The organism is Bradyrhizobium sp. 134, from assembly GCF_023074155.1.
Lineage (GTDB): Bacteria > Pseudomonadota > Alphaproteobacteria > Rhizobiales > Xanthobacteraceae > Bradyrhizobium.
Window position 1 is genome coordinate 206,641 of record NZ_JADPKX010000034.1, and the last position, 19,854, is coordinate 226,494.

Here is a 19,854-nt window from a genome sequence, read left to right on the forward strand (position 1 = left end):
CATGGCCACAGAGACCAATGGCAAGGGCAACGGCGCTCCCGCCACCAACGGCAAAGCCTATCCGATCGAAGACCACACCTATGATGTCGTCGTGGTCGGCGCCGGCGGCGCGGGCCTGCGCGCCGTGGTCGGCTGCAGCGAAGCCGGCCTCCGCACCGCCTGCATCACCAAAGTGTTTCCGACCCGCTCGCACACCGTCGCGGCGCAGGGCGGCATCTCGGCGTCGCTCGGCAACATGCACAAGGACGACTGGCGCTGGCACATGTACGACACCGTGAAGGGGTCGGACTGGCTGGGCGACCAGGACGCGATCGAATACATGGTGCGCAACGCGCCCGAGGCGGTCTACGAGCTCGAGCATTGGGGCGTGCCGTTCTCGCGCACCGAAGACGGCAAGATCTACCAGCGCCCGTTCGGCGGCATGACGATGGACTACGGCAAGGGCCAGGCGCAGCGCACCTGCGCCGCCGCCGACCGCACCGGCCACGCCATGCTGCACACGATGTACGGCCAGTCGCTGCGCCACGCGGCCGAGTTTTTCATCGAGTTCTTCGCCATCGACCTGATCATGGACGACCAGGGCACCTGCCGCGGCGTCATCGCGCTCAAGCTCGACGACGGCACGCTGCACCGCTTCCGCGCCCAGTCCGTGATTCTGGCGACCGGCGGCTATGGCCGCGCCTATGCGTCCTGCACCTCGGCGCACACCTGCACCGGCGATGGCGGCGGCATGGTGCTGCGCGCCGGCCTGCCGATGCAGGACATGGAGTTCGTGCAATTCCACCCGACCGGCATCTACGGCTCGGGCTGTCTCGTCACCGAAGGCGCGCGCGGCGAAGGCGGTTATCTCGTCAACTCCGAGGGCGAGCGCTTCATGGAGCGCTATGCGCCCTCCGCCAAGGATCTGGCTTCGCGTGACGTCGTCTCGCGCGCGATGACCATCGAGATTCGGGAGGGGCGCGGCGTCGGCAAGAAGAAGGACCACATCTTCCTTCATCTCGACCATCTCGATCCCGCGGTGCTGGCCGAACGCCTGCCGGGCATCTCGGAATCCGCAAAGATCTTCGCCAATGTCGACGTGACGCGCGAGCCGATCCCGATCGTGCCGACTGTGCACTACAACATGGGCGGTATCCCGACGAACTATCACGGCGAGGTCCTGACTAAGAAGGACGGCGACGACAACGCCATCATCCCGGGCCTGATGGCGATCGGGGAAGCCGCCTGCGTCTCCGTGCACGGCGCCAACCGCCTCGGCTCCAACTCGCTGATCGACCTCGTCGTGTTCGGCCGCGCCGCTGCGCTGCGCCTCGCAGAGAAGCTCACGCCGAACGCCAGCCAGCCGGAATTGCCGGCGAACTCGTCCGACCTGGCGCTCGGCCGGCTCGACCACTACCGCTACGCCTCCGGCGGCACGCCGACCGCGAAGCTGCGTGAAGGCATGCAGCACGTGATGCAGAACAATTGCGCGGTGTTCCGCACCGGCGACATCCTGAGCGAAGGCCAGAATTTGATCGAGAAGGTCCACAGCGGCATCACCGACATCGCCGTGTCCGACCGCTCGCTGGTGTGGAATTCCGACCTGATCGAGACGCTCGAATTCGACAATCTGATCGCGCAGGCGGTGGTGACGATGAACTCGGCCGCCAACCGCACCGAGAGCCGCGGCGCACATGCCCGCGAGGACTTCTCCGAGCGCGACGACAAGAACTGGATGAAGCACACGCTCGCCTGGCTGGAAGATTCCGGCAAGGTCAAGATCGAGTACCGCCCGGTTCACGACTACACCATGACCAACGACGTCCAGTACATCCCGCCGAAAGCTCGCGTTTACTAAACGGCGCGCGTGTACTGAACGAACAGCGAAAGCTTTATCGAAATGGTTGAATTCGCACTTCCGAAGAACTCCAAGATTTCAGGCGGCAAGACCTGGCCGAAGCCCGCGGGCGCGACTGAAACTCGTGAATTCCGCGTCTATCGCTGGAACCCGGACGACGGCAAGAATCCCAGCGTCGACACCTATTACGTCGACACCCATGATTGCGGGCCGATGGTGCTGGACGGCCTGATCTGGATCAAGAACAACATCGACCCGTCTCTGACCTTCCGCCGCTCCTGCCGCGAAGGCGTCTGCGGCTCCTGCGCGATGAACATCGACGGCCAGAACACACTGGCCTGCACCCGCTCGATGCACGACGTGAAGGACGGCGCGGTGAAGATCAATCCGCTGCCGCACCAGCCTGTCGTGAAGGACCTCATCCCCGACCTCACCAATTTCTACGCGCAGTACGCTTCGGTCGAGCCGTGGCTGAAGACGACCTCGCCGACGCCGCAGAAGGAATGGAAGCAGAGCCACGAGGACCGCGAGAAGCTCGACGGGCTCTACGAGTGCATCCTCTGCGCCTGCTGCTCGACCTCGTGCCCGAGCTATTGGTGGAACAGCGAGCGCTATCTCGGTCCCGCCGCGCTGCTCCAGGCCAACCGCTGGGTGTCGGATTCGCGGGATGAAGCCACCGGCGAGCGGCTCGACAATCTCGAGGATCCGTTCCGCCTCTATCGCTGCCACACCATCATGAACTGCGCCAAAGCCTGCCCGAAGGGCCTCAACCCGGCGGAAGCCATCGCCGAGCTCAAGCTCAAGATGGTCGAGCGCCAGATCTAGGCGTCACTTATGCTGCGATCCCCGGCCGGAATGGCCGGGGCATTCTACGGCGGGCGCGTATTCGAGCAGATTTTGCTTCCGCCCTGCGCGGGCAAGCCGACGGGTTGCAACCTCTGGTTCCCGCCACAAGCCGCTTCCTTCCCGGCGCGAAATTCAAGTAAGCTCTCCGGCGTGGGACCGGAGCGACCGTGCAGGGCGCACAACGCAATTCGCTGAGATTGCTGCAGTGGATGATGGCTGCGTCCCTGGCGCTGCCGATTGCGCTGTTCGCGATCGCCGCCTCGATCTCCTACACCTCGACCAAAGACATCGCCGACCGCGAGATCGAGCGCACCCTCGATGTCGCGCATGAGCACGCGCTCAAGGTGTTCGAGACGATCGACCGTAGCCTTGCCGAGATCAACGAGGTGGTGCGCGGCATGCCCGACGACATCATCCGCTCGCGCGAGCCGGCCCTGCACCGCCGCCTGAAGCAGCTGACCGATTCGCTGCCGCAGCTGAAATCGGCTTGGATCTTCGATGCGGACGGAAAGTCGCTGGTCAACAGCCTGGCCTCGCCGCCGCCGGCACAGAGCTTTGCGGACCGTGACTATTTTGCGGCCCATGTCGATCAGAGCATCGGCAGCTACATCGGTGTTCCCCTGACGCCGCGTCAGCCCTATCAGGGCGCGCGCTTCTTCGGGGTCAGCCGCCGCCGCGGCTCCGACGACGGCAGCTTCATCGGCGTGATCCAGGCCTCCGTCCTGCCGGAATATTTCGAGAGCTTTTACGCCAGGATCGGCTCCGATGCCGGCAGCTTCGTCGCCATGGGACGCACCGACGGCGTGGTGCTGGCGCATCTTCCACGGCTGGACCGCGACCTCAGGCTCGATCCTAACGGGCCGGTCGGCCGGAGCATCGCAGCTCATCCCGAGCATGGCCTCATCACCATCGCCTGGCCATCGGACGAGGTCGAGCGGCGCATCGGCTACCGACGCATCGCCGAATATCCGATCTATGTCAGCGCGGGGTTGGAGACCTCGGCAATCCGCGCACGCTGGTTCGCCACCATGGGCCAGCATCTGGTATTCGGCATTCCCGCCACCGCGCTGCTGTTTCTGCTGCTGGCGTTCGCGTTCCGGCGCACCCAGCATCTCCAGGCCGAGGCCGCCGCGCGGCGCGAAGCCGAGGATGCGCTCAAGCACAGCCAGCGCCTGGAGGCGCTCGGCCAGCTCACCGGCGGCGTCGCGCACGACTTCAACAACCTCCTGACCGTGATTCGCGCCTCGGTCGATCTGCTGAACCGGCCGCAACTGAGCGAGGAGCGGCGCCAGCGCTACATCACCGCCATCGCGGACGCGGTCGGGCGCGCGGCCAAGCTAACCTCGCAGCTGCTCGCCTTCGCGCGGCGCCAGACCTTGAAGCCGGAAGTGTTCGACGTCGGCGCGCGGCTGCAGTCACTGCACGACATGCTCGCGACGCTGCTCGGGCCTGCGATCGAAATCGCGATGCGGCTGCCGGCCGAGCCCTGTCTCGTCAATGCCGATGCAAGCCAGTTCGAGACGGCGTTGATCAACATGGCGACCAATGCGCGCGATGCCATGCACGGCAAGGGCAGGATCGTTTTCGAGGTCGAGGCCGCGGCGACAATTGCGGAGACGCGGGCTCCCGTCTCGGGCAACCCCGATCTTTCAGGCCACCATGACCTTCCTGGCAAACATGGCTTCGTCGGTATTGCCGTCAGTGACACCGGCATCGGCATTCCGGCTGCGCGGCTCGAGCGCATCTTCGAGCCGTTCTTCACCACCAAGCAGGTCGGCCACGGCACCGGTCTCGGCCTGTCGCAGGTGTTCGGCTTCGCCCGGCAGTCCGGCGGCGAGGTGACAGTCACCAGCGAGGTAGGCCACAGCAGCACCTTCGCGCTCTATCTGCCGCGCGTGGCGCCGCATTTGCTGCCGCAGCGGCAGGCACCGAACACGGCCCCCGCCGTGGCCGGCAGCGGCATGTCGGTGCTGCTGGTCGAGGACAATATCGAGCTCGCCAATTTCGCGGCCGACGGCCTTACCGAGCTCGGCTACAGCATCACGCTGGTCGACAATGCGACCGATGCACTTGCCGAGCTGGTCATGGATGCCGATCGCTTCGATGTCGTCTTCTCGGACATCGTGATGCCCGGCATGACCGGGCTCGATCTCGCGCAGGCGGTCCGCGACCGCGGCATCGGCGTGCCGGTGGTGCTGACCACCGGCTACAGCGAGGCGCTGTCCCAGGACGGCAAGGTCGATTTCGAGCTCGTGCAAAAGCCCTACGCGATCGATCAGCTATCGCGCGTGCTGCACCGCCTCGCACGGCGCCGCCGGGTCCGCAACGGCGCCGCCGAATGAACCGACACCTGGAACTCGCGGGAACCTTTTGATTTAGCTTGCGTTATCCGGTCATGCAAAAGCCGGCCGGAAAGCGCGAATCGGGCAAGAAGCCGCCCATTGTCGAAATCGTCGGCGAGACCGGCGAGGAAGTGGCTCCGCCGCCGCCTGAGCTGGTCGAGCCCGACCCGGCGCTGTCGCCCGAAGAGGCCGAGCAGGCCCGCAAGGACTATCTCCTCACCCGCTTCTGGATCAGCGCGCGCGGCTTCTGGGGCCGCAAAGGCGACCGGCTGGCATGGCTCTACTCCATCGGCCTCGGCGTGCTGATCGTCCTGACTGTCGGTTTCCAATACGGCATCAACGTCTGGAATCGGGCGATCTTCGACGCGATCGAGAAGCGCGAGGCGTCCACCGTCTTCCATCTCACCGCGGTGTTCTTCCCGCTCGCGATCGGCAGCATCTTGCTCGGCGTGGCACAAGTGTTCGCGCGCATGGGCATCCAGCGGCGCTGGCGAGCCTGGCTGACGGCGAGCGTTCTGACGCGCTGGCTCGGCAACGGCCGCTATTACCAGCTCAATCTCGTCAGCGGCGACCACAAGAATCCGGAATACCGGATCGCGGAGGATCTGCGCGTCGCGACCGATTCGCCGGTGGATTTTCTCGCCGGCGTGACGTCCGCGCTGCTGTCGGCCGTGACCTTCATCGTCGTGCTCTGGACCATCGGCGGTGCGCTCACCGTCACGCTTGCGGGATCGTCGGTGACCATTCCCGGCTTCCTGGTGATCGCCGCGATGCTTTATGCGGGAATAGCCTCGGGCTCGATCCTGGTGATCGGCCGCCAATTCGTGCAGGTCTCCGAGGACAAGAACCAGGCCGAGGCCGATTTTCGCTACACGCTGACGCGCGTGCGCGAGAACGGCGAGAGCATCGCGCTGCTCGGCGGCGAGGAGGAAGAGCGCGACGGCATCGACCGCAATTTCACCAACGTGCTGCGGCAATGGGCGCGGCTCGCGGGTCAGCACATGCGCACCACGCTGGTGTCGCAGGGATCGAGTCTTGTTGCTCCCGTGGTCCCTCTCCTGCTCTGCGCGCCAAAATTCCTCGACGGCAGCATGACGCTGGGTCAGGTGATGCAGGCGGCTTCCGCCTTCACCATCGTGCAGAGCGCGTTCGGTTGGCTGGTCGACAATTATCCGCGGCTCGCCGACTGGAATGCCTGCGCTCGCCGCATCGCATCGCTGATGATGTCGCTCGACGGTCTCGAGCGCGCCGAGCAGGGCGACGGAATCGGCCGCATCAAGCGCGGCGAGACCAGCAACGATGCCATGCTGGAGCTGAACGATCTCTCCGTCACGCTCGACGACGGCACCGCCGTGGTCGGCGAGACCGAGGTGGTGGTCGAGGCTGGCGAGCGGCTGCTGGTGGCCGGCGAATCCGGCACCGGCAAGAGCACGCTGGTGCGCGCCATCGCCGGGCTCTGGCCGTGGGGCGGCGGCAGCGTCAATTTCCATCCCGACCGGCGGCTGTTCATGCTGCCGCAGCGACCCTACGTGCCGTCAGGCTCCTTGCGCCGCGCGGTCGCCTATCCCGGCGCGGAAGACGACTGGACCGTGGAGGAGATCGGCGAGGCCCTGCACAAGGTCGGTCTCGACCATCTCAAGGAGAAGATCGAGGAAGACGCACCGTGGGACCAGACGCTGTCCGGCGGCGAGAAGCAGCGCCTGGCCTTCGCGCGACTGTTGCTGCACAGCCCTGACATCGTCGTGCTCGACGAGGCGACCTCGGCGCTCGACGAGAAGAGCCAGGACAAGATGATGAAGATGATCACCGACGAGCTGCCGAAGGCCACCATCGTCAGCGTCGCGCATCGCGTCGAGCTGGAAGCCTTCCACAGCCGCAAGATCGTGCTGGAGCGCCGCAAGGGCGGCGCAAAGCTCGTCAGCGACATCGAGCTGATCCCGCGCAAGGGCAAGCGCAAGCTGCTCGGCCGCTTCCTGAGGCAGCGCAAGCCGCCGAAAAAGGCGGCGTGAGGTTCGGTCTCTTTTCTTCGTCGTCCCGGCGATTGTCGTCCGGATCGAGCGTTGGAGTCCCCGGCAAAACCGGCTATGCATGCGCCGCTTGCAACGAGGACTTTGACTTGGCGACCGACAATGCCCCTTCGTCCGCGCCGTTCGGCGCGTTTGCGCCGAACGCGGCGCAGGCCGCGATCATTCGCCTCGCGACACAATCGCGGCTGAAGCGCGGCGCGTTCCGGCCCTGGCTGTCGCGATTGGTGAACCTGCTGCGCGGTGGCCCCGTCGACGTGCAGTACCAGGGCGCATCGTTCCGCTTCTATCATCAGGGCAGCGCCACCGAGCGCGGCGCGCTGTTCAATCCCGATTACAATCTCGACGAGCTCGATTTCCTGCGCCAGCACACCGCGGAGGGCGGCGTGTTCGTCGACGTCGGCGCCAATGTCGGCACTTTCGCGCTGGTGATGGCGCGACAGGTCGGGCCATCGGGGAAAGTGGTCGCGATCGAGCCGCATCCGACGACGTTTGGACGGCTCTCGTTCAACCAGGCCGCGTCGCAGGCGACGCAGGTGCGCCTGGTGCAGGCGGCCGCCGGCGACAGCGACGGCGAGCTGATGATCGAGAGCGGGGGCGGCAATCTCGGCGCTACGCATGTCGTCACCGGCACGGCCAGCACGGAGGCGATCAAAGTGCCCTCGCTGCGGTTGACGCGCATTCTCGACGAAGCCGGCGTCACCAAGGTGGACGCGTTGAAGATCGACGTCGAGGGGTTCGAGGATCGCGTGCTGATCGGCTTCTTCCGCGACGCGCCGCAATCGCTATGGCCGCGCGCGGTGGTGATCGAGCATTTGTCACAAAAGGATTGGCGGGAAGATTGTATCGCTGACATGGTCGCGCGCGGCTTTGTGGTTGCGCGCAAGACGCGGAGCAATACGTTCCTGTCGCGTTGACGACGAACGACGGAGGTGACGATGATCGACCATATGGGCTTCCCGGTCTCCGACTATGAGCGCGCCAAGGCGTTCTACGCCAAGGCATTGGCCCCACTCGGCTACAGCCTGATCATGGAGGTCACGCAGGAGCAGACCGGACATGATCCGGCCGCCGGCTTCGGCGCCGATGGCAAGCCGGATTTCTGGATCGGCGGCGAGGGCGCGCTGAACAAGCCGGTGCATGTCGCGATCCTGGCAAAGGACCGCGCCACGGTGGATGCGTTCTACAAGGCGGCGATCGCGGCGGGCGGGCGCGACAACGGGCCGCCCGGCATTCGGGCGCATTATCATCCGACCTATTACGGCGCTTTCGTGCTCGACCCTGATGGACACAACATCGAGGCGGTTTGCCACGCGCCGGAATAGATAAGTTCCATCTTCCGGCCGGAACCTCGTTCCGCGCGCGCCGTTGTCGTCCCTTGCAAGAAGGAGCACGACATGGCCAACGACAATGCCCGCGACGTCGATCGCGTATGGGATCTGATGAAGACGATCGGATTCGCGATGCTGGTGACGCGCGATGGCGACAAGCTCCGCGCGCGGCCGATGAGCGCCTATCTCGATCGCAACGCGGACACGATATATTTCCTCACCGACGCGCGGCGTCACAAGGACGAGGAGATCGCGCGCAATCCGTCCATCAACCTGTCGTTCGCGGATGCGAGCAGCCAGAAATACGTGTCGCTGACCGGCACTGCCGTTGTCTCCAACGACCGTGCGAAGATCAAGGAGCTGTTCTCGACCCCGGCCAAGGCGTGGTGGGACTCTGCGGAAGATCCCAACATCCGCGTGCTCAAGGTCACGCCCGACGATGCCGAGTTCTGGGACTCGCCCGGCACCGTGATCTCCTATGTGAAGATGGCGGCCGCGGCAGTGACCAACACGCGGCCCGATCTCGGCGACAACCGCAAGGTCTCGATGTAATGCCGATTGAGCCGCCCGAGATTCCGCCGTCGACGCCGGGCACACCCACCGAGCCGCCGCCGGGGATTCCGCCGGGCAATCCGCAGCCTGAAATCGCGCCGCCGGTGCGCGAGCCCGGCTCGCCAGCGCCGCCCGACGAATTGCCGGGCCGCATGCCTGAAGAGATTCCATCACGCGGACCGAACGGACCGCTCACGCCGAATCCCGCGACGGATGCAAGTCCGCCGCGGGATCGCGCATGAGGCGACGCATCACATCCGAGGCAATTGCAACCTGCGTCTGAATGCGCAATGAACGTCACCATAGTGAGGTGATTTGCGTGCAGAAATAAATCGGGCCGCGTCCGCTTCGTCCGCCACAATCCGGCCTAACGCGTAGCTGTTCATCCCAACACTTCGTCAAAGAACCTTCCGGGGAAGTTCACCACATGACCAACCTTCGTTTCGTGCTGCTTGCCACCACGGCTCTGACCGCGATGCAATTCGCAAGCTCCGCATCGCATGCACAAGGCGCGCCGCCGCTCGTCGTCGCGCAGGCGCAGCCACAAGAGACCGGCCCTGACGGAAAACCGAAGCAGCCGCCGAAGGGACCGCCGGCGGCCGCGCCGCCTGCGGCGCCCGCCCGCCCGGCCGCACCGCCGCCCGCAGCTGCACCGCCCCATCCGCCCGCGGCACCTCCGCCGGCTGCCGCACCGCCGCGGCCAGCAGCTCCGCCGCCGCCTCCGCCGCCACCTGCGGCCCGTCCGGCACCGCCACCACCGCCGCCTGCGGCCCCGAAGCCGCCTTCGCCGCCCCCGGCTGCGGCTCCGCAACAGCATGCGCCGCCTCCTGCACCGCCCGCGGCACGCCCGGCTCCCACGCCCCCGGCACCGCCGCCCGCCGCGGCTCCGCAGCAGCACGCACCCACACCTCCGCCTCCGACGCCGCCCGCGGCTCGTCCGGCTCCCACACCACCGCCCGCTCCCGCTCCGCAGCAGCACGCACCGACACCTCCGCCGCCTCCTGCGGCCGGTCCTTCGGGACGGCCTGCGCCTGCGCCGACAGCAACGCCCCCGGCATCTGCTGCTCCCGCAGCGCGCCCGGCAACGCCTGCTGCCCCGACCGCCACGCCTGCTCCGACAGCAACGCCTGCACCGACCGCAACGCCAGCTCCGGGCAGCACGCCGCCGACTGGCCGCCCCGGTGCGCCGCCCCCCGGCGGACGTCCTGGCGCGCCTCCGGCTGCAGGATCAGCGACACCGGCTCCGGGCGCCACGCCCGCGCCGACGACTACCCCGACCCCCGGTGGCGCTCCGACGCCCCCGCCGGGACGTCCCGGTGCGGGACCCACGCCCGCTCCTGGCGCGACCCCGGCTCCAGCCGCGACGCCGACCCCAGGCCAGCAGGGAGGAACGCCTCCTGCCGGCGCGCCCGCTGCCGGAGCTCCGCCGACCCAGCCGCAGGCAGGCGCCCCGCCCCGGCCGCCGGCTCCCCCCGCTGGCGCCGCGGCACCTAGCACCGTCCCGGGCTCGGCGGCTGCGACCCCGCCGCCCAACAGGGCACAATACGCGACGCCCACCGTTGCGCCGGCCTTCCGCGCCGCCCCGACGACGACCACGCCCCTGCCGCCACCGCCGCGTCCGCCGCAGCGTGACCTGACGCCGCTCGCGATCGGTGCAGGTGTCGTCGCCGGTGCCGTGATCGGCGCCACCATCGCCGACTACCGCAACCAGCGCCGCGAAAGCATCGAAGGCGGTCGCACCGTCTACACCGAGCCGGACCGCATCATCATCCGCGATCCGGGCGGGCAGACATACGTCCGCGGCAACGATCTCTATCGCTTCCGCTATGGCGCCCGCGACATCCGCACCGAGACTGTCGGTGCCGATACCCGCACCGTGGTGATCCGTCCCGACGGCAGCCAGATCATTACGGTTGTCGGTCAGGATGGGCGGCTGCTGCGTCGAATCCGCAGGGACCCTGCCGGGCGCGAGCTCGTCATCATCGACAACAGCTACCGCGATCCGCGGTCGGTCGGCGGCTTCTATGTCGACGCGCCGCCTCCGGTCGTCAACATGCCCTACGATCGTTATATCGTCGACGCCCAGGAAGCGTCGCCGGACGTGATCTACGAGACGATGGTGGCGCCGCCGGTGCAACGGGTGGATCGTCGCTACACGCTCGACGAGATCCGCTACAGCCCCAATGTTCGCATGCAAATGCCGAGCATCGACCTCAACACGATCAACTTCGAGACGGGATCGTGGATCATCCCACCGGACCAGGCGGCGAAGCTGCAGTCGATCGCCGACGGTCTCAACCGTGCGATCCAGGCCAATCCGCGCGTGGTGTTCCTGATCGAAGGTCACACCGACGCAGTTGGCAACGACGTCGACAATTTGTCATTGTCGGATCGTCGTGCGCAGTCCGCGGCCGAATTGCTGACCCAGCAATTCGGTGTGCCGTCTGAGAACCTGACGTCGCAGGGCTACGGCGAGCAGTACCTGAAGGAGCAGACGCAAGGGCCGAGCGCGATCAACCGCCGCGTCACCGTCCGCAACATCACGCCGCTGCTCAACGGTGGCCAGGCCTCGCTGCCGCCGCCCCCGCCCGGCACCGCGCCGCCGCGCTGAGGCAAGCACAAATGCAAAATGGCCGGGAGCAATCCCGGCCATTTTTATTTCTGTCATTGCGAGGAGCGAAGCGACGAAGCAATCCAGACTGTCGCTGCGGAAAGACTCTTGATTGCTTCGCTTCGCTCGCAATGACGAATGAGGCAGCAATCCCCGGGCGCGTCAGCCCTTGTCATTCTCCAGACGGAAGATCTGCGAGCCTTCACTGCCCGACAACAGGCCCGTGTCGCTGTAGAGCTTCAGCTTGGCGCGGGTGTCGTTGATGTCGAGGTTGCGCATGGTGAGCTGACCGATGCGATCGGCCGGCGTGAACGCCGCGTCCTCGACCTTCTCCATGCTGAGCCGCTCCGGCGCATAGGTCAGGTTCGGGCTTTCCGTGTTGAGGATCGAGTAGTCGTTGCCGCGTCGCAGCTCCAGCGCCACCTCGCCTGTGACGGCGCGGGCGACCCAGCGCTGCGCGGTCTCGCGCAACATCAGGGCCTGCGAATCGAACCAGCGGCCCTGGTAGAGCAGGCGTCCGAGGCGCATGCCGCTGATGCGGTATTGCTCGATGGTGTCCTCGTTGTGGATGCCGGTGACGAGGCGCTCATAGGCGATGTGCAGCAGCGCCATGCCGGGCGCTTCATAGATGCCGCGGCTCTTGGCTTCGATGATGCGGTTCTCGATCTGGTCGCTCATGCCGAGGCCGTGGCGGCCGCCGATCGCGTTGGCTTCGAGGAACAGCGTGACAGGATCAGAGAAGGTCTGACCGTTCAGCGCGACCGGCTGGCCTTCCTCGAAACGCACCACGACCTTCTCGGCCTTGACGTTGCAGTCGTCACGCCAGAACGGCACGCCCATGATCGGGTTGACGATCTTGATGCCGCTGTCGAGGCTCTCGAGATCCTTGGCCTCGTGCGTCGCGCCGAGCAGATTGCTGTCGGTCGAATACGCCTTCTCGGCACTCATCTTGTAGGCAAAGCCCTGGGCGGTCATGAACGCCGACATCTCGGCGCGGCCGCCGAGCTCGTCGATGAACTGCTGGTCGAGCCAGGGCTTGTAGATGCGCAGGCCCGGATTGGTCAGCAGGCCGTAGCGATAGAAGCGCTCGATGTCGTTGCCCTTGAAGGTCGAGCCGTCGCCCCAGATGTTGACGCCGTCCTCCTTCATCGCCGCGACCAGCATAGTGCCGGTCACGGCGCGCCCCAATGGCGTGGTGTTGAAATAGGTGATGCCGCCGGTGGAGATATGGAAGGCGCCGGACTGGATCGCGGCGATGCCTTCATGGACGAGCTGCGTGCGGCAATCGACCAGCAGCGCTTTCTCCGCGCCGAACTCCATCGCCTTGCGTGGGATCTCGTTGTAATCGGCTTCGTCGGGTTGGCCGAGATTGGCGGTATAGGCGTAGCAGCGCGCGCCCTTCTGCTTCATCCAGAGCAGCGCCGCGCTGGTGTCGAGACCGCCCGAAAAAGCGATGCCGACTTTCTCACCCTTGGGCAGGCTTTTCAGGATCGTGGTCATGGGGCTTCCAATCGGTCTCGAAGGGCGGGTGTCGTTTCACGGGGTTGACCGCGCGAATATCAAATTTCGCGGGGCTCGGCACCCCTTTAATGGCTCAAACTGACGGCTCGGCACTCGACTTGCTGCCGAACAGGCGCTGGCGCAGCCGGTAGGCGGGCATGTTCAGCCGGGTCAGGGCGGCATCGACCGCCTCGTCCGAAAACCGGGTCCGCGGCCAGCGGTAGATCAGCGCGTAGGCAAACCAGATCACGACGAAGGTGACGAGGCCGGCGATCGACACGTCGGTGAAGAAGTGGCCGCCAAAGGCCATCCGTAGCCCGCTGGTCACGAGGCCGAACACCACGGCTCCGGCATAAGCGAGCGGCCGCCACGGCGGCGGGGCCAGTGCGGCGGGCGCCAGCGTCCAGAACGCGGTCGCGCCCTCGCCCGAGAAGAACGAGCAATTGCGCGCGCAGTGGCCGCGCGGATCCCACCACGGCACGAATGGCAGGTCGCCGGCAAACTGCGTCACCACCACCGGGCGCGGCCGGCCCCAATAGGATTTGAAGGCGAGATTGGTAAGGATGCCGGCTGATAGGATGATCGTCACCAGAAGGAAGACGATCGCGCGCCCGGATACCATCAGTGGCCGGTCTGGCCTGACCATCTTGACCACGAGCGCGACCAGCGCAGGCAGCACGAACGCCCAGGCAACCCACATCGCGGCATCCCGCGCGAAGCCGGCCCAATCGTTCAGCTTGAGCGGAAACGACTTGGTATCAGGGTCGAAGAAGAGCGCGGCAAGCTTGAGGTCAAGCTCGGGATAGAGCCCGAAGACGACGCCGATCACGAGCCACAGCGCCAGGGCGATGAAGAGTCCAGTCCGGTTCATGGCGCGCGGTTTAGCCGAGTGGGAAGGGGATGAAAACCCCGGGGCAAGTCAGAAACTCACCGCACGTCCGGTCTTGAATTCGACGGCAGAGGCGGAGGCGGCTGGCGCGGCAGCGGCGGATTGCGCCAGGCGCCGGCGTTGCGGCCGGCGACCAGCCAGTAGACGACACCGGCGACGATGCCGGCGCCGGTCATGATCTCGAGATGGCGGCGCACGATGCCTTCGAATTGCAGCGTGTCGGCATGAAACGGGACCAGGCCGAGATAGCAGGCGAGCCCTACGACGCCGCCGCCCACGGCATAGGCGAGCGCGCTGCGGATGTAGAGCGCCTCGGTGATCGCGACGATCACCGCCGCCGGCACCAGCGCAAAGCCGGAGACGAAGATGAAGCCGAACCCGAGCACGATATCGATCGTGCCCTGATCGACGGGACCGGCGCCGAGATCGGCGAATTCCGGAAACAACAGCGCGACGACGACGATCATGCCGCCGATGAAGCAGGCGGCGAGAAAGCCGATGAAGATGACGATGAGGCGGCCGATCAGGGACATGCCGGAAAAGTCACCGTTGTCGTCATTGCGAGCGAAGCGAAGCAATCCAGAGATGCGTCCGCGGAGGCAGTCTGGATTGCTTCGTCGCTGCGCTCCTCGCAATGACGGGGAAGCAACACAGTGCGCCTACCAAGCTAATCCGTCATCGCCATGGCGCGCAGCGTCTGGCGTTCCCTGGCGGAAAGCTTTTCCGTCTCCGACTTGAGCTGGCCGCAGGCGGCGAGGATGTCGCGTCCACGCGGGGTGCGCACCGGCGAGGAATAGCCGGCGTTGAAGACGTATTCGGAGAACTTTTCGATCTGGTCCCAGTCCGAGCATTCATAGGCGGTGCCGGGCCAGGGGTTGAACGGGATCAGATTGATCTTGGCGTGAATGCCCTTGAGCATCTTCACCAGCAGCTTGGCATCGTCGAGCGAATCGTTGACGCCCTTGAGCATCACGTATTCGAAGGTGATGCGGCGCGCGTTCGAGGCGCCGGGATAATCGCGGCAGGCCTGCAGCAATTCCTTGATCGGATATTTGCGGTTGAGCGGCACCAGCTCGTTACGCAGCTCGTCGCGCACCGCATGCAGCGAGATCGCGAGCATCACGCCAATCTCCTCGCCCGCGCGCACGATGTTCGGCACCACACCCGAGGTCGACAGCGTGATGCGGCGGCGGGAGATGCCGATGCCTTCGTTGTCGCCGACGATCAGCAGCGCATCGCGCACCGCGTCGAAATTGTAGAGCGGCTCGCCCATGCCCATCATCACGATGTTGGTGACACGACGCGTACCGTCTTCGCGATCGGCCCAGTCGTTCAGACGATCCCGCGCGACCATCACCTGTCCCACGATCTCGCCGGCAGTGAGGTTGCGCACCAGGCGCTGCGTGCCGGTGTGACAGAAGGAGCAGTTCAAGGTGCAGCCGACCTGCGAGGAGACACATAGCGTGCCGCGATCGGTTTCGGGGATGTAGACGCACTCGACTTCATGCGCCTTTTCGACATTGTCGCCGCTCGGCAAACGCAGCAGCCATTTGCGGGTGCCGTCGTTGGATATCTGCTCGGCCACGACTTCGGGCCGGTCGACGGTGAAATGTTGCGCGAGCTCGGCGCGAATGCCCTTCGAGACCGACGTCATCTCTTCGAAATTCTGGGCGCCACGGAAATACATCCAGTGCCACAGCTGCTGCACACGCATCTTGCGCTGCGCAGGTGCAACGCCGATCTCGCCGAGACGATCGGCAAGCTCGGTGCGCGACAGGCCGATCAGCGAGGGCCTCGCCGGCGGCACATAGGTTTCGAGCGGAGTCTTCTCCACCAGCGTTGCGTTGTGCGGCTCGGTCATCGGTTGCATTGAATGGCCTGGTCAGGTGGTCGTTCCGGATGGTCCGAAGGACCGGCCCGGAACCGCGAGATTCCGGGTTCGATGTTGCGCATCGGCCCGGAATGACGGGAGAAAATCTGGAACGCGCCCTATATAGCAACCGGAACCGCCGATTGCGACCTTATCGACCGCAGGCTTAACGCCTGCAATCCTGGGAGATTCGGTCAAGCGCCTGGGCGAGGCCCTTCAGCGAGAAGGTGTCGGTCGTCTCGGTCCCCTTGGCCGACATGCCCTTGACCACGAGATCGGCGGATTTGCGCATGGCCTCGACCATCCGCTCTTCCTCGGCCGCGTTCTTGATCCAGAGCCCGTCGCCCTGCGAGTACATGGCAAACGCGGCGCCGCCGACCTCGACCGAGGATTCAGAGCCCGGCTTCAGCGCGTAGCCGATCATGACCGAGACTTCGTTGTTGACCTTCTCCGCCGGGCGGGTGGAGACGAAGGCATAGGCAGGATCGCGCGGCCGGTTCGGCGGGTTGGTCTTCGACGACGACGGCTTGGCCAGCGCGAAGCAGACCTTTTTGCCATTGGGCGCGGCCGAATAGGCGCCCCAGGTGCCGAACTGACCGATCAGGGTTGGCTCGGCGCCGCCAGCAACCGCCGCGTGCGGGGCCGCCGGTTTGCTCTCGGGCTTGGCAACCGTCTTACCAGTGGTATTGGCCACCGGCGCGGCCAGTTTCGGCGCGGGCTCTTTCGGTGCAGCCTTGGGCGCAGGTTGCGCCGTCTGCGCCCGCGCGGAATCGATGATCCCACAGGCCGCCACGCCCGTCATCAAAGCTAAAATCAGCACCCGCCACATGCTGGAGTGGTTCCCTCAATATTGTGACTGGAAGATGGCCCGGTCGCGCATTGTCCCCGGGGCAGGGATAGCCGGGAAAGTCCAATTTGGGAAGGCAGTTAGCGAAGCTCGCGGCGACTAGGCCCTGGATCGCGCGGCGCGCTGCTCCGCCCATTGCGCATCGGTCCAGCGCAACAAATCCTCGGCGCCGGAGCTGCGCAAATGCGCGCCACCGTCGATCACCACCATCTCGCCGTTGATGTAGCCGGCACGGGTCGGAGACCAGGAAGCTGGCGAGGTCGGCAAGCTCGCCGTGCTCGCCGGTGCGACCCATCGGGTTGCGCGCGGCCCATCCTTCGTCGCGACCCTCGGGGCGGAGCTGACCCGAGGCGCCGGCGGTCGGGAACGGTCCCGGCGCGATCGCGACGGTGCGGATGCCCTTCGGGCCCCATTCCACGGCGAGACTTTTGGTCATCGCCAGCACGGCCGACTTTGCCATCGCCGACGGGACGGTGAAGGCGCGGCCGGTGATGGTCGAGGTCGAGAGGATAGAGAGCACGACGCCGCCATGCTTGGCGTCGATCCAGCGCTTGCCGACGGCAAGCGTGCAATACATCGCACCTTGCAGCGTCGGGGCGAGGATCGCATCCGCGGCGCGGAATGAGAGATGCTCGCTCTGCGCAATGAAAGTCGCAGCCGCGTTGTTGACGAGGATATCGAGCGGCGCCTCGCGCCAGATGGCCTCCATCATGCTCTCGACGGCGGTGCCGTCGCGGATATCACAGGCGATCGTCGTGACCTTCCCGCCGGTCTCTTCGCGCATCTCGCTCGCCGCCGCCTCGAGCCGATCGACCTTGCGGCCGCAGATCACGAGCTCGGCGCCGAGCGCGAGGAAGCGGCGTCCTATCGCAGCGCCAAGGCCCGAACCGCCACCAGTGATGAGGATGCGCTTGTCCTTGAGCAGGCCTGTTTCAAACATGGTTTGAATCCTCCTTTTTCTTCTTCCGTCATTGCGAGCGAAGCGAAGCAATCCAGGCTATTTCCGCGGCACGGATTCTGGATTGCTTCGCTGCGCTCGCAATGACGAGAGGATAGGCCGGTGCGGTCCAATAGCCAAAGAAACCGGATTGTCGCCCGTCCCTAAATCCGGCAGAACCAGCCCAACTATAATTCTGCCTCGAAACGCCAAGTGCTCTCAAGAAGGTGCCGCCATGAAAGCCATCCTCTGCTCGCAATATTGCCAGCCCGACGATCTCGTTCTGGCCGACGTGCCGGATCCGGTGGCCGGTCCCGGCGAAGCCGTGATCGCGATCAAGGCTGCGGCGCTGAATTTTTTTGACATCCTGATGATCCAGGGCAAGTACCAGATCAAGCCGCCGTTCCCGTTCTCGCCGGCCGCCGAGGTGGCTGGGGTGATCGAGAGCATCGGCCCCGGCGTGACCGATCTGAAGGTCGGCGATCGCGTCGTCGCCTCCTGCGGCCACAATGGCGCACGCGAAAAGATCGCGTTGCCCGCGGCATCGATCGTGAAGATCCCCGACAATCTCGATTATGACCGCGCGGCTGGCATCATCATCATCTACGGCACCGCGCTGCACGCGCTGGAAGATCGCGCGAGCCCGAAGCCGGGCGAGACGCTCGCGGTGCTCGGCGCGGCCGGCGGCACCGGACTTGCCGCTTGCGAGCTCGGCAAGCTGATGGGCCTGAAGGTGATCGCCTGCGCCTCGTCGGACGAGAAGCTCGAATTCGCCAAGGCGCACGGCGCAGAACTCACGCTCAATTACGGCAAGGAAGATTTGAAGGAAGGCTTGCGAAAGCTTACCGGCGGCAAGGGCGTCGACATCATCTTCGATCCGGTTGGTGGTACGTATGCCGAGCAGGCGCTGCGCTCGATTGCCTGGGAAGGCCGCTTCCTCGTGATCGGCTTTGCCGCCGGCGACATTCCGAAGATGCCGCTGAACCTCGCGCTGCTGAAGGGCTGCGATATCCGCGGCGTGTTCTGGGGCGCCTGGACCCGGCTCAACCCGGAAAAGAACCGCGCCAATCTCGAGAAGCTCGTGAAGTGGACAGCGGAAGGAAAGATCTCCTCGCATGTCGACCGCGTCTTCCCGTTGGCGCAGACGGCGGATGCGCTCAAGGTGCTCGCGGGACGTCAGGCCATGGGCAAGGTGATTTTGCGTCCGTGAGGGTGTCGGCGCGTAGAGTGTCGCGACATCGTCACCACACACTCAGCTGTCGTCGCCCGGCTTGACCGGGCGACCCAGTACTCCGTCACGAGTGTTGTTGAATCGATAAGCCGCGGCGTACTGGATTCCCCGCCTTCGCGGGGAATGACAGTGGAGGATGCGGCGGCAGCTACTGCTCGGCTTCCACGTCCACCTCATCCACCCCGCGCTTCAGCGCGGCGCGGGCGGCTTCGCGATGTTCATTCGTGATGTGGCCGGCGACCATGCGGATCGCAGTGGCGAGCACGGCGGCGTCATCGGTGAAACCGAGAATCGGCATCACGTCGGGAACGAAGTCGAACGGCAGGATGAAATAGGCGATCGCCCCGAGCAGCGACGCCTGGATATGGCGCGGCGTCTGCCGGTCGAAGGCGCAGTAATAGGCGGCGAGCAGATCCTCCGCGAACGGCAGTTGCGCGGCGACACGCTTCAGCTTGCGCCAGAAGCGGCGGCGCACGCTCTCACGATCTTCCGCGAGCCGGTCGGCCGGCTCGAAACCAACGCTGTGTTCGGCAGCCATGGTCGACAAACTCCCCGTTCAGCCTGGGGTGGCAGATCGCCGCATCCCGTGCTGAACACAAGATGGGGAGGCGGCAGCGCCTCGCAAGACGTCAGCCTGGTGTCAGCTTGGCGATGGCGTTCATCGCCGTGGCAAGCTCGATGTCGAGCGCGGTGACGCCGCCGGCATCATGGGTCGCCAGCACCACCTCCACCGTCTTGTAGACGTTGCGCCATTCGGGGTGGTGGTCCATCTTTTCGGCGACCAGCGCGACGCGGGCCATAAAGCCGAACGCCTCGTTGAAATCCTTGAAGACAAAGGTCTTCCCGATTGCGTCGCGTCCTTGAACCACGGTCCAGCCCGGTAGTCCGCCCAGCGCCTGCCTGCGCGCCTCCGCCGAGAGCCGTTCTGCCATCGTCGCCTCCGTCCTTCAGGGGAACTTTACCCTAACACCGTGCTGACGCCCCGGGTTCATACGGGATTTCGTCCATCCGCTAACCATGACGGAGATGTAACCCCG

Annotated in this window: 17 protein-coding genes and 1 pseudogene; 10 read left to right on the forward strand and 8 right to left on the reverse strand. The window is 65.7% G+C overall.

The features are described 5' to 3' along the window. Position 1: 1 nt before the first annotated feature. From sdhA to IVA75_RS10670, 9 genes are all read left to right on the forward strand, one after another. Positions 2-1,837 (forward strand): succinate dehydrogenase flavoprotein subunit, encoded by a 1,836-nt coding sequence (sdhA, locus tag IVA75_RS10630; RefSeq protein WP_027566352.1) that lies wholly within the window; start codon positions 2-4, stop codon positions 1,835-1,837. Positions 1,838-1,879: 42 nt separating this feature from the next. Continuing rightward, positions 1,880-2,662 (forward strand): succinate dehydrogenase iron-sulfur subunit, encoded by a 783-nt coding sequence (locus tag IVA75_RS10635; protein ID WP_027566351.1) that lies wholly within the window; start codon positions 1,880-1,882, stop codon positions 2,660-2,662. A gap of 188 nt (positions 2,663-2,850) precedes the next feature. Further along, entirely contained in the window at positions 2,851-5,025 is a 2,175-nt protein-coding gene (locus IVA75_RS10640) for a hybrid sensor histidine kinase/response regulator (RefSeq protein ID WP_247284956.1), read from the forward strand. A gap of 53 nt (positions 5,026-5,078) precedes the next feature. Beyond that, positions 5,079-7,034 (forward strand): ABC transporter ATP-binding protein/permease, encoded by a 1,956-nt coding sequence (locus tag IVA75_RS10645; protein ID WP_247284957.1) that lies wholly within the window; start codon positions 5,079-5,081, stop codon positions 7,032-7,034. Between the two features lie 107 nt (positions 7,035-7,141). Then, complete coding sequence (locus IVA75_RS10650) at positions 7,142-7,966, forward strand: FkbM family methyltransferase (RefSeq protein WP_247284958.1); 825 nt, start codon at positions 7,142-7,144, stop codon at positions 7,964-7,966. 21 nt (positions 7,967-7,987) lie between these two features. Next, complete coding sequence (locus IVA75_RS10655) at positions 7,988-8,374, forward strand: VOC family protein (RefSeq protein WP_007598770.1); 387 nt, start codon at positions 7,988-7,990, stop codon at positions 8,372-8,374. A 72-nt stretch (positions 8,375-8,446) separates the two neighbouring features. After that, entirely contained in the window at positions 8,447-8,932 is a 486-nt protein-coding gene (locus IVA75_RS10660) for a pyridoxamine 5'-phosphate oxidase family protein (protein ID WP_247284959.1), read from the forward strand. Continuing rightward, on the forward strand, positions 8,932-9,174 hold the full coding sequence (locus IVA75_RS10665; protein ID WP_007604217.1) for a hypothetical protein: 243 nt from the start codon (positions 8,932-8,934) through the stop codon (positions 9,172-9,174). The genes IVA75_RS10660 and IVA75_RS10665 overlap by 1 nt, the downstream gene beginning before the upstream one ends. Before the next feature lie 185 nt (positions 9,175-9,359). Next, positions 9,360-11,543 (forward strand): OmpA family protein, encoded by a 2,184-nt coding sequence (locus IVA75_RS10670; RefSeq protein ID WP_247284960.1) that lies wholly within the window; start codon positions 9,360-9,362, stop codon positions 11,541-11,543. A 162-nt stretch (positions 11,544-11,705) separates the two neighbouring features. On the opposite strand, the gene argG is transcribed toward IVA75_RS10670, so the two are convergent. From argG to IVA75_RS10700, 6 genes and pseudogenes are all read right to left on the reverse strand, one after another. Further along, positions 11,706-13,043, reverse strand: coding sequence for an argininosuccinate synthase (argG, locus tag IVA75_RS10675; RefSeq protein WP_247284961.1), 1,338 nt, complete (start codon positions 13,041-13,043; stop codon positions 11,706-11,708). Between the two features lie 94 nt (positions 13,044-13,137). After that, positions 13,138-13,914, reverse strand: a complete 777-nt coding sequence (locus IVA75_RS10680) for a phosphatase PAP2 family protein (RefSeq protein ID WP_247284962.1) — start codon at positions 13,912-13,914, stop codon at positions 13,138-13,140. Between the two features lie 56 nt (positions 13,915-13,970). Further along, positions 13,971-14,465, reverse strand: a complete 495-nt coding sequence (locus IVA75_RS10685) for a hypothetical protein (protein WP_247284963.1) — start codon at positions 14,463-14,465, stop codon at positions 13,971-13,973. 134 nt (positions 14,466-14,599) lie between these two features. Continuing rightward, on the reverse strand, positions 14,600-15,802 hold the full coding sequence (rlmN, locus tag IVA75_RS10690; protein ID WP_035961124.1) for a 23S rRNA (adenine(2503)-C(2))-methyltransferase RlmN: 1,203 nt from the start codon (positions 15,800-15,802) through the stop codon (positions 14,600-14,602). Between the two features lie 166 nt (positions 15,803-15,968). Next, on the reverse strand, positions 15,969-16,631 hold the full coding sequence (locus tag IVA75_RS10695; protein ID WP_346658421.1) for an invasion associated locus B family protein: 663 nt from the start codon (positions 16,629-16,631) through the stop codon (positions 15,969-15,971). Between the two features lie 117 nt (positions 16,632-16,748). Then, positions 16,749-17,589: pseudogene (locus IVA75_RS10700) on the reverse strand (SDR family oxidoreductase). 232 nt (positions 17,590-17,821) lie between these two features. On the opposite strand from IVA75_RS10700, the gene IVA75_RS10705 reads away from it, so the two are divergent. Next, positions 17,822-18,796: an NADPH:quinone oxidoreductase family protein gene (locus IVA75_RS10705; protein WP_027566338.1), complete on the forward strand. Its 975-nt coding sequence runs from the start codon at positions 17,822-17,824 to the stop codon at positions 18,794-18,796. A gap of 169 nt (positions 18,797-18,965) precedes the next feature. On the opposite strand, the gene IVA75_RS10710 is transcribed toward IVA75_RS10705, so the two are convergent. Further along, positions 18,966-19,355, reverse strand: a complete 390-nt coding sequence (locus IVA75_RS10710; protein ID WP_247284966.1) for a YkvA family protein — start codon at positions 19,353-19,355, stop codon at positions 18,966-18,968. 91 nt (positions 19,356-19,446) lie between these two features. Further along, positions 19,447-19,749 (reverse strand): 4a-hydroxytetrahydrobiopterin dehydratase, encoded by a 303-nt coding sequence (locus IVA75_RS10715; protein WP_247284967.1) that lies wholly within the window; start codon positions 19,747-19,749, stop codon positions 19,447-19,449. Positions 19,750-19,854 lie beyond the last annotated feature (105 nt).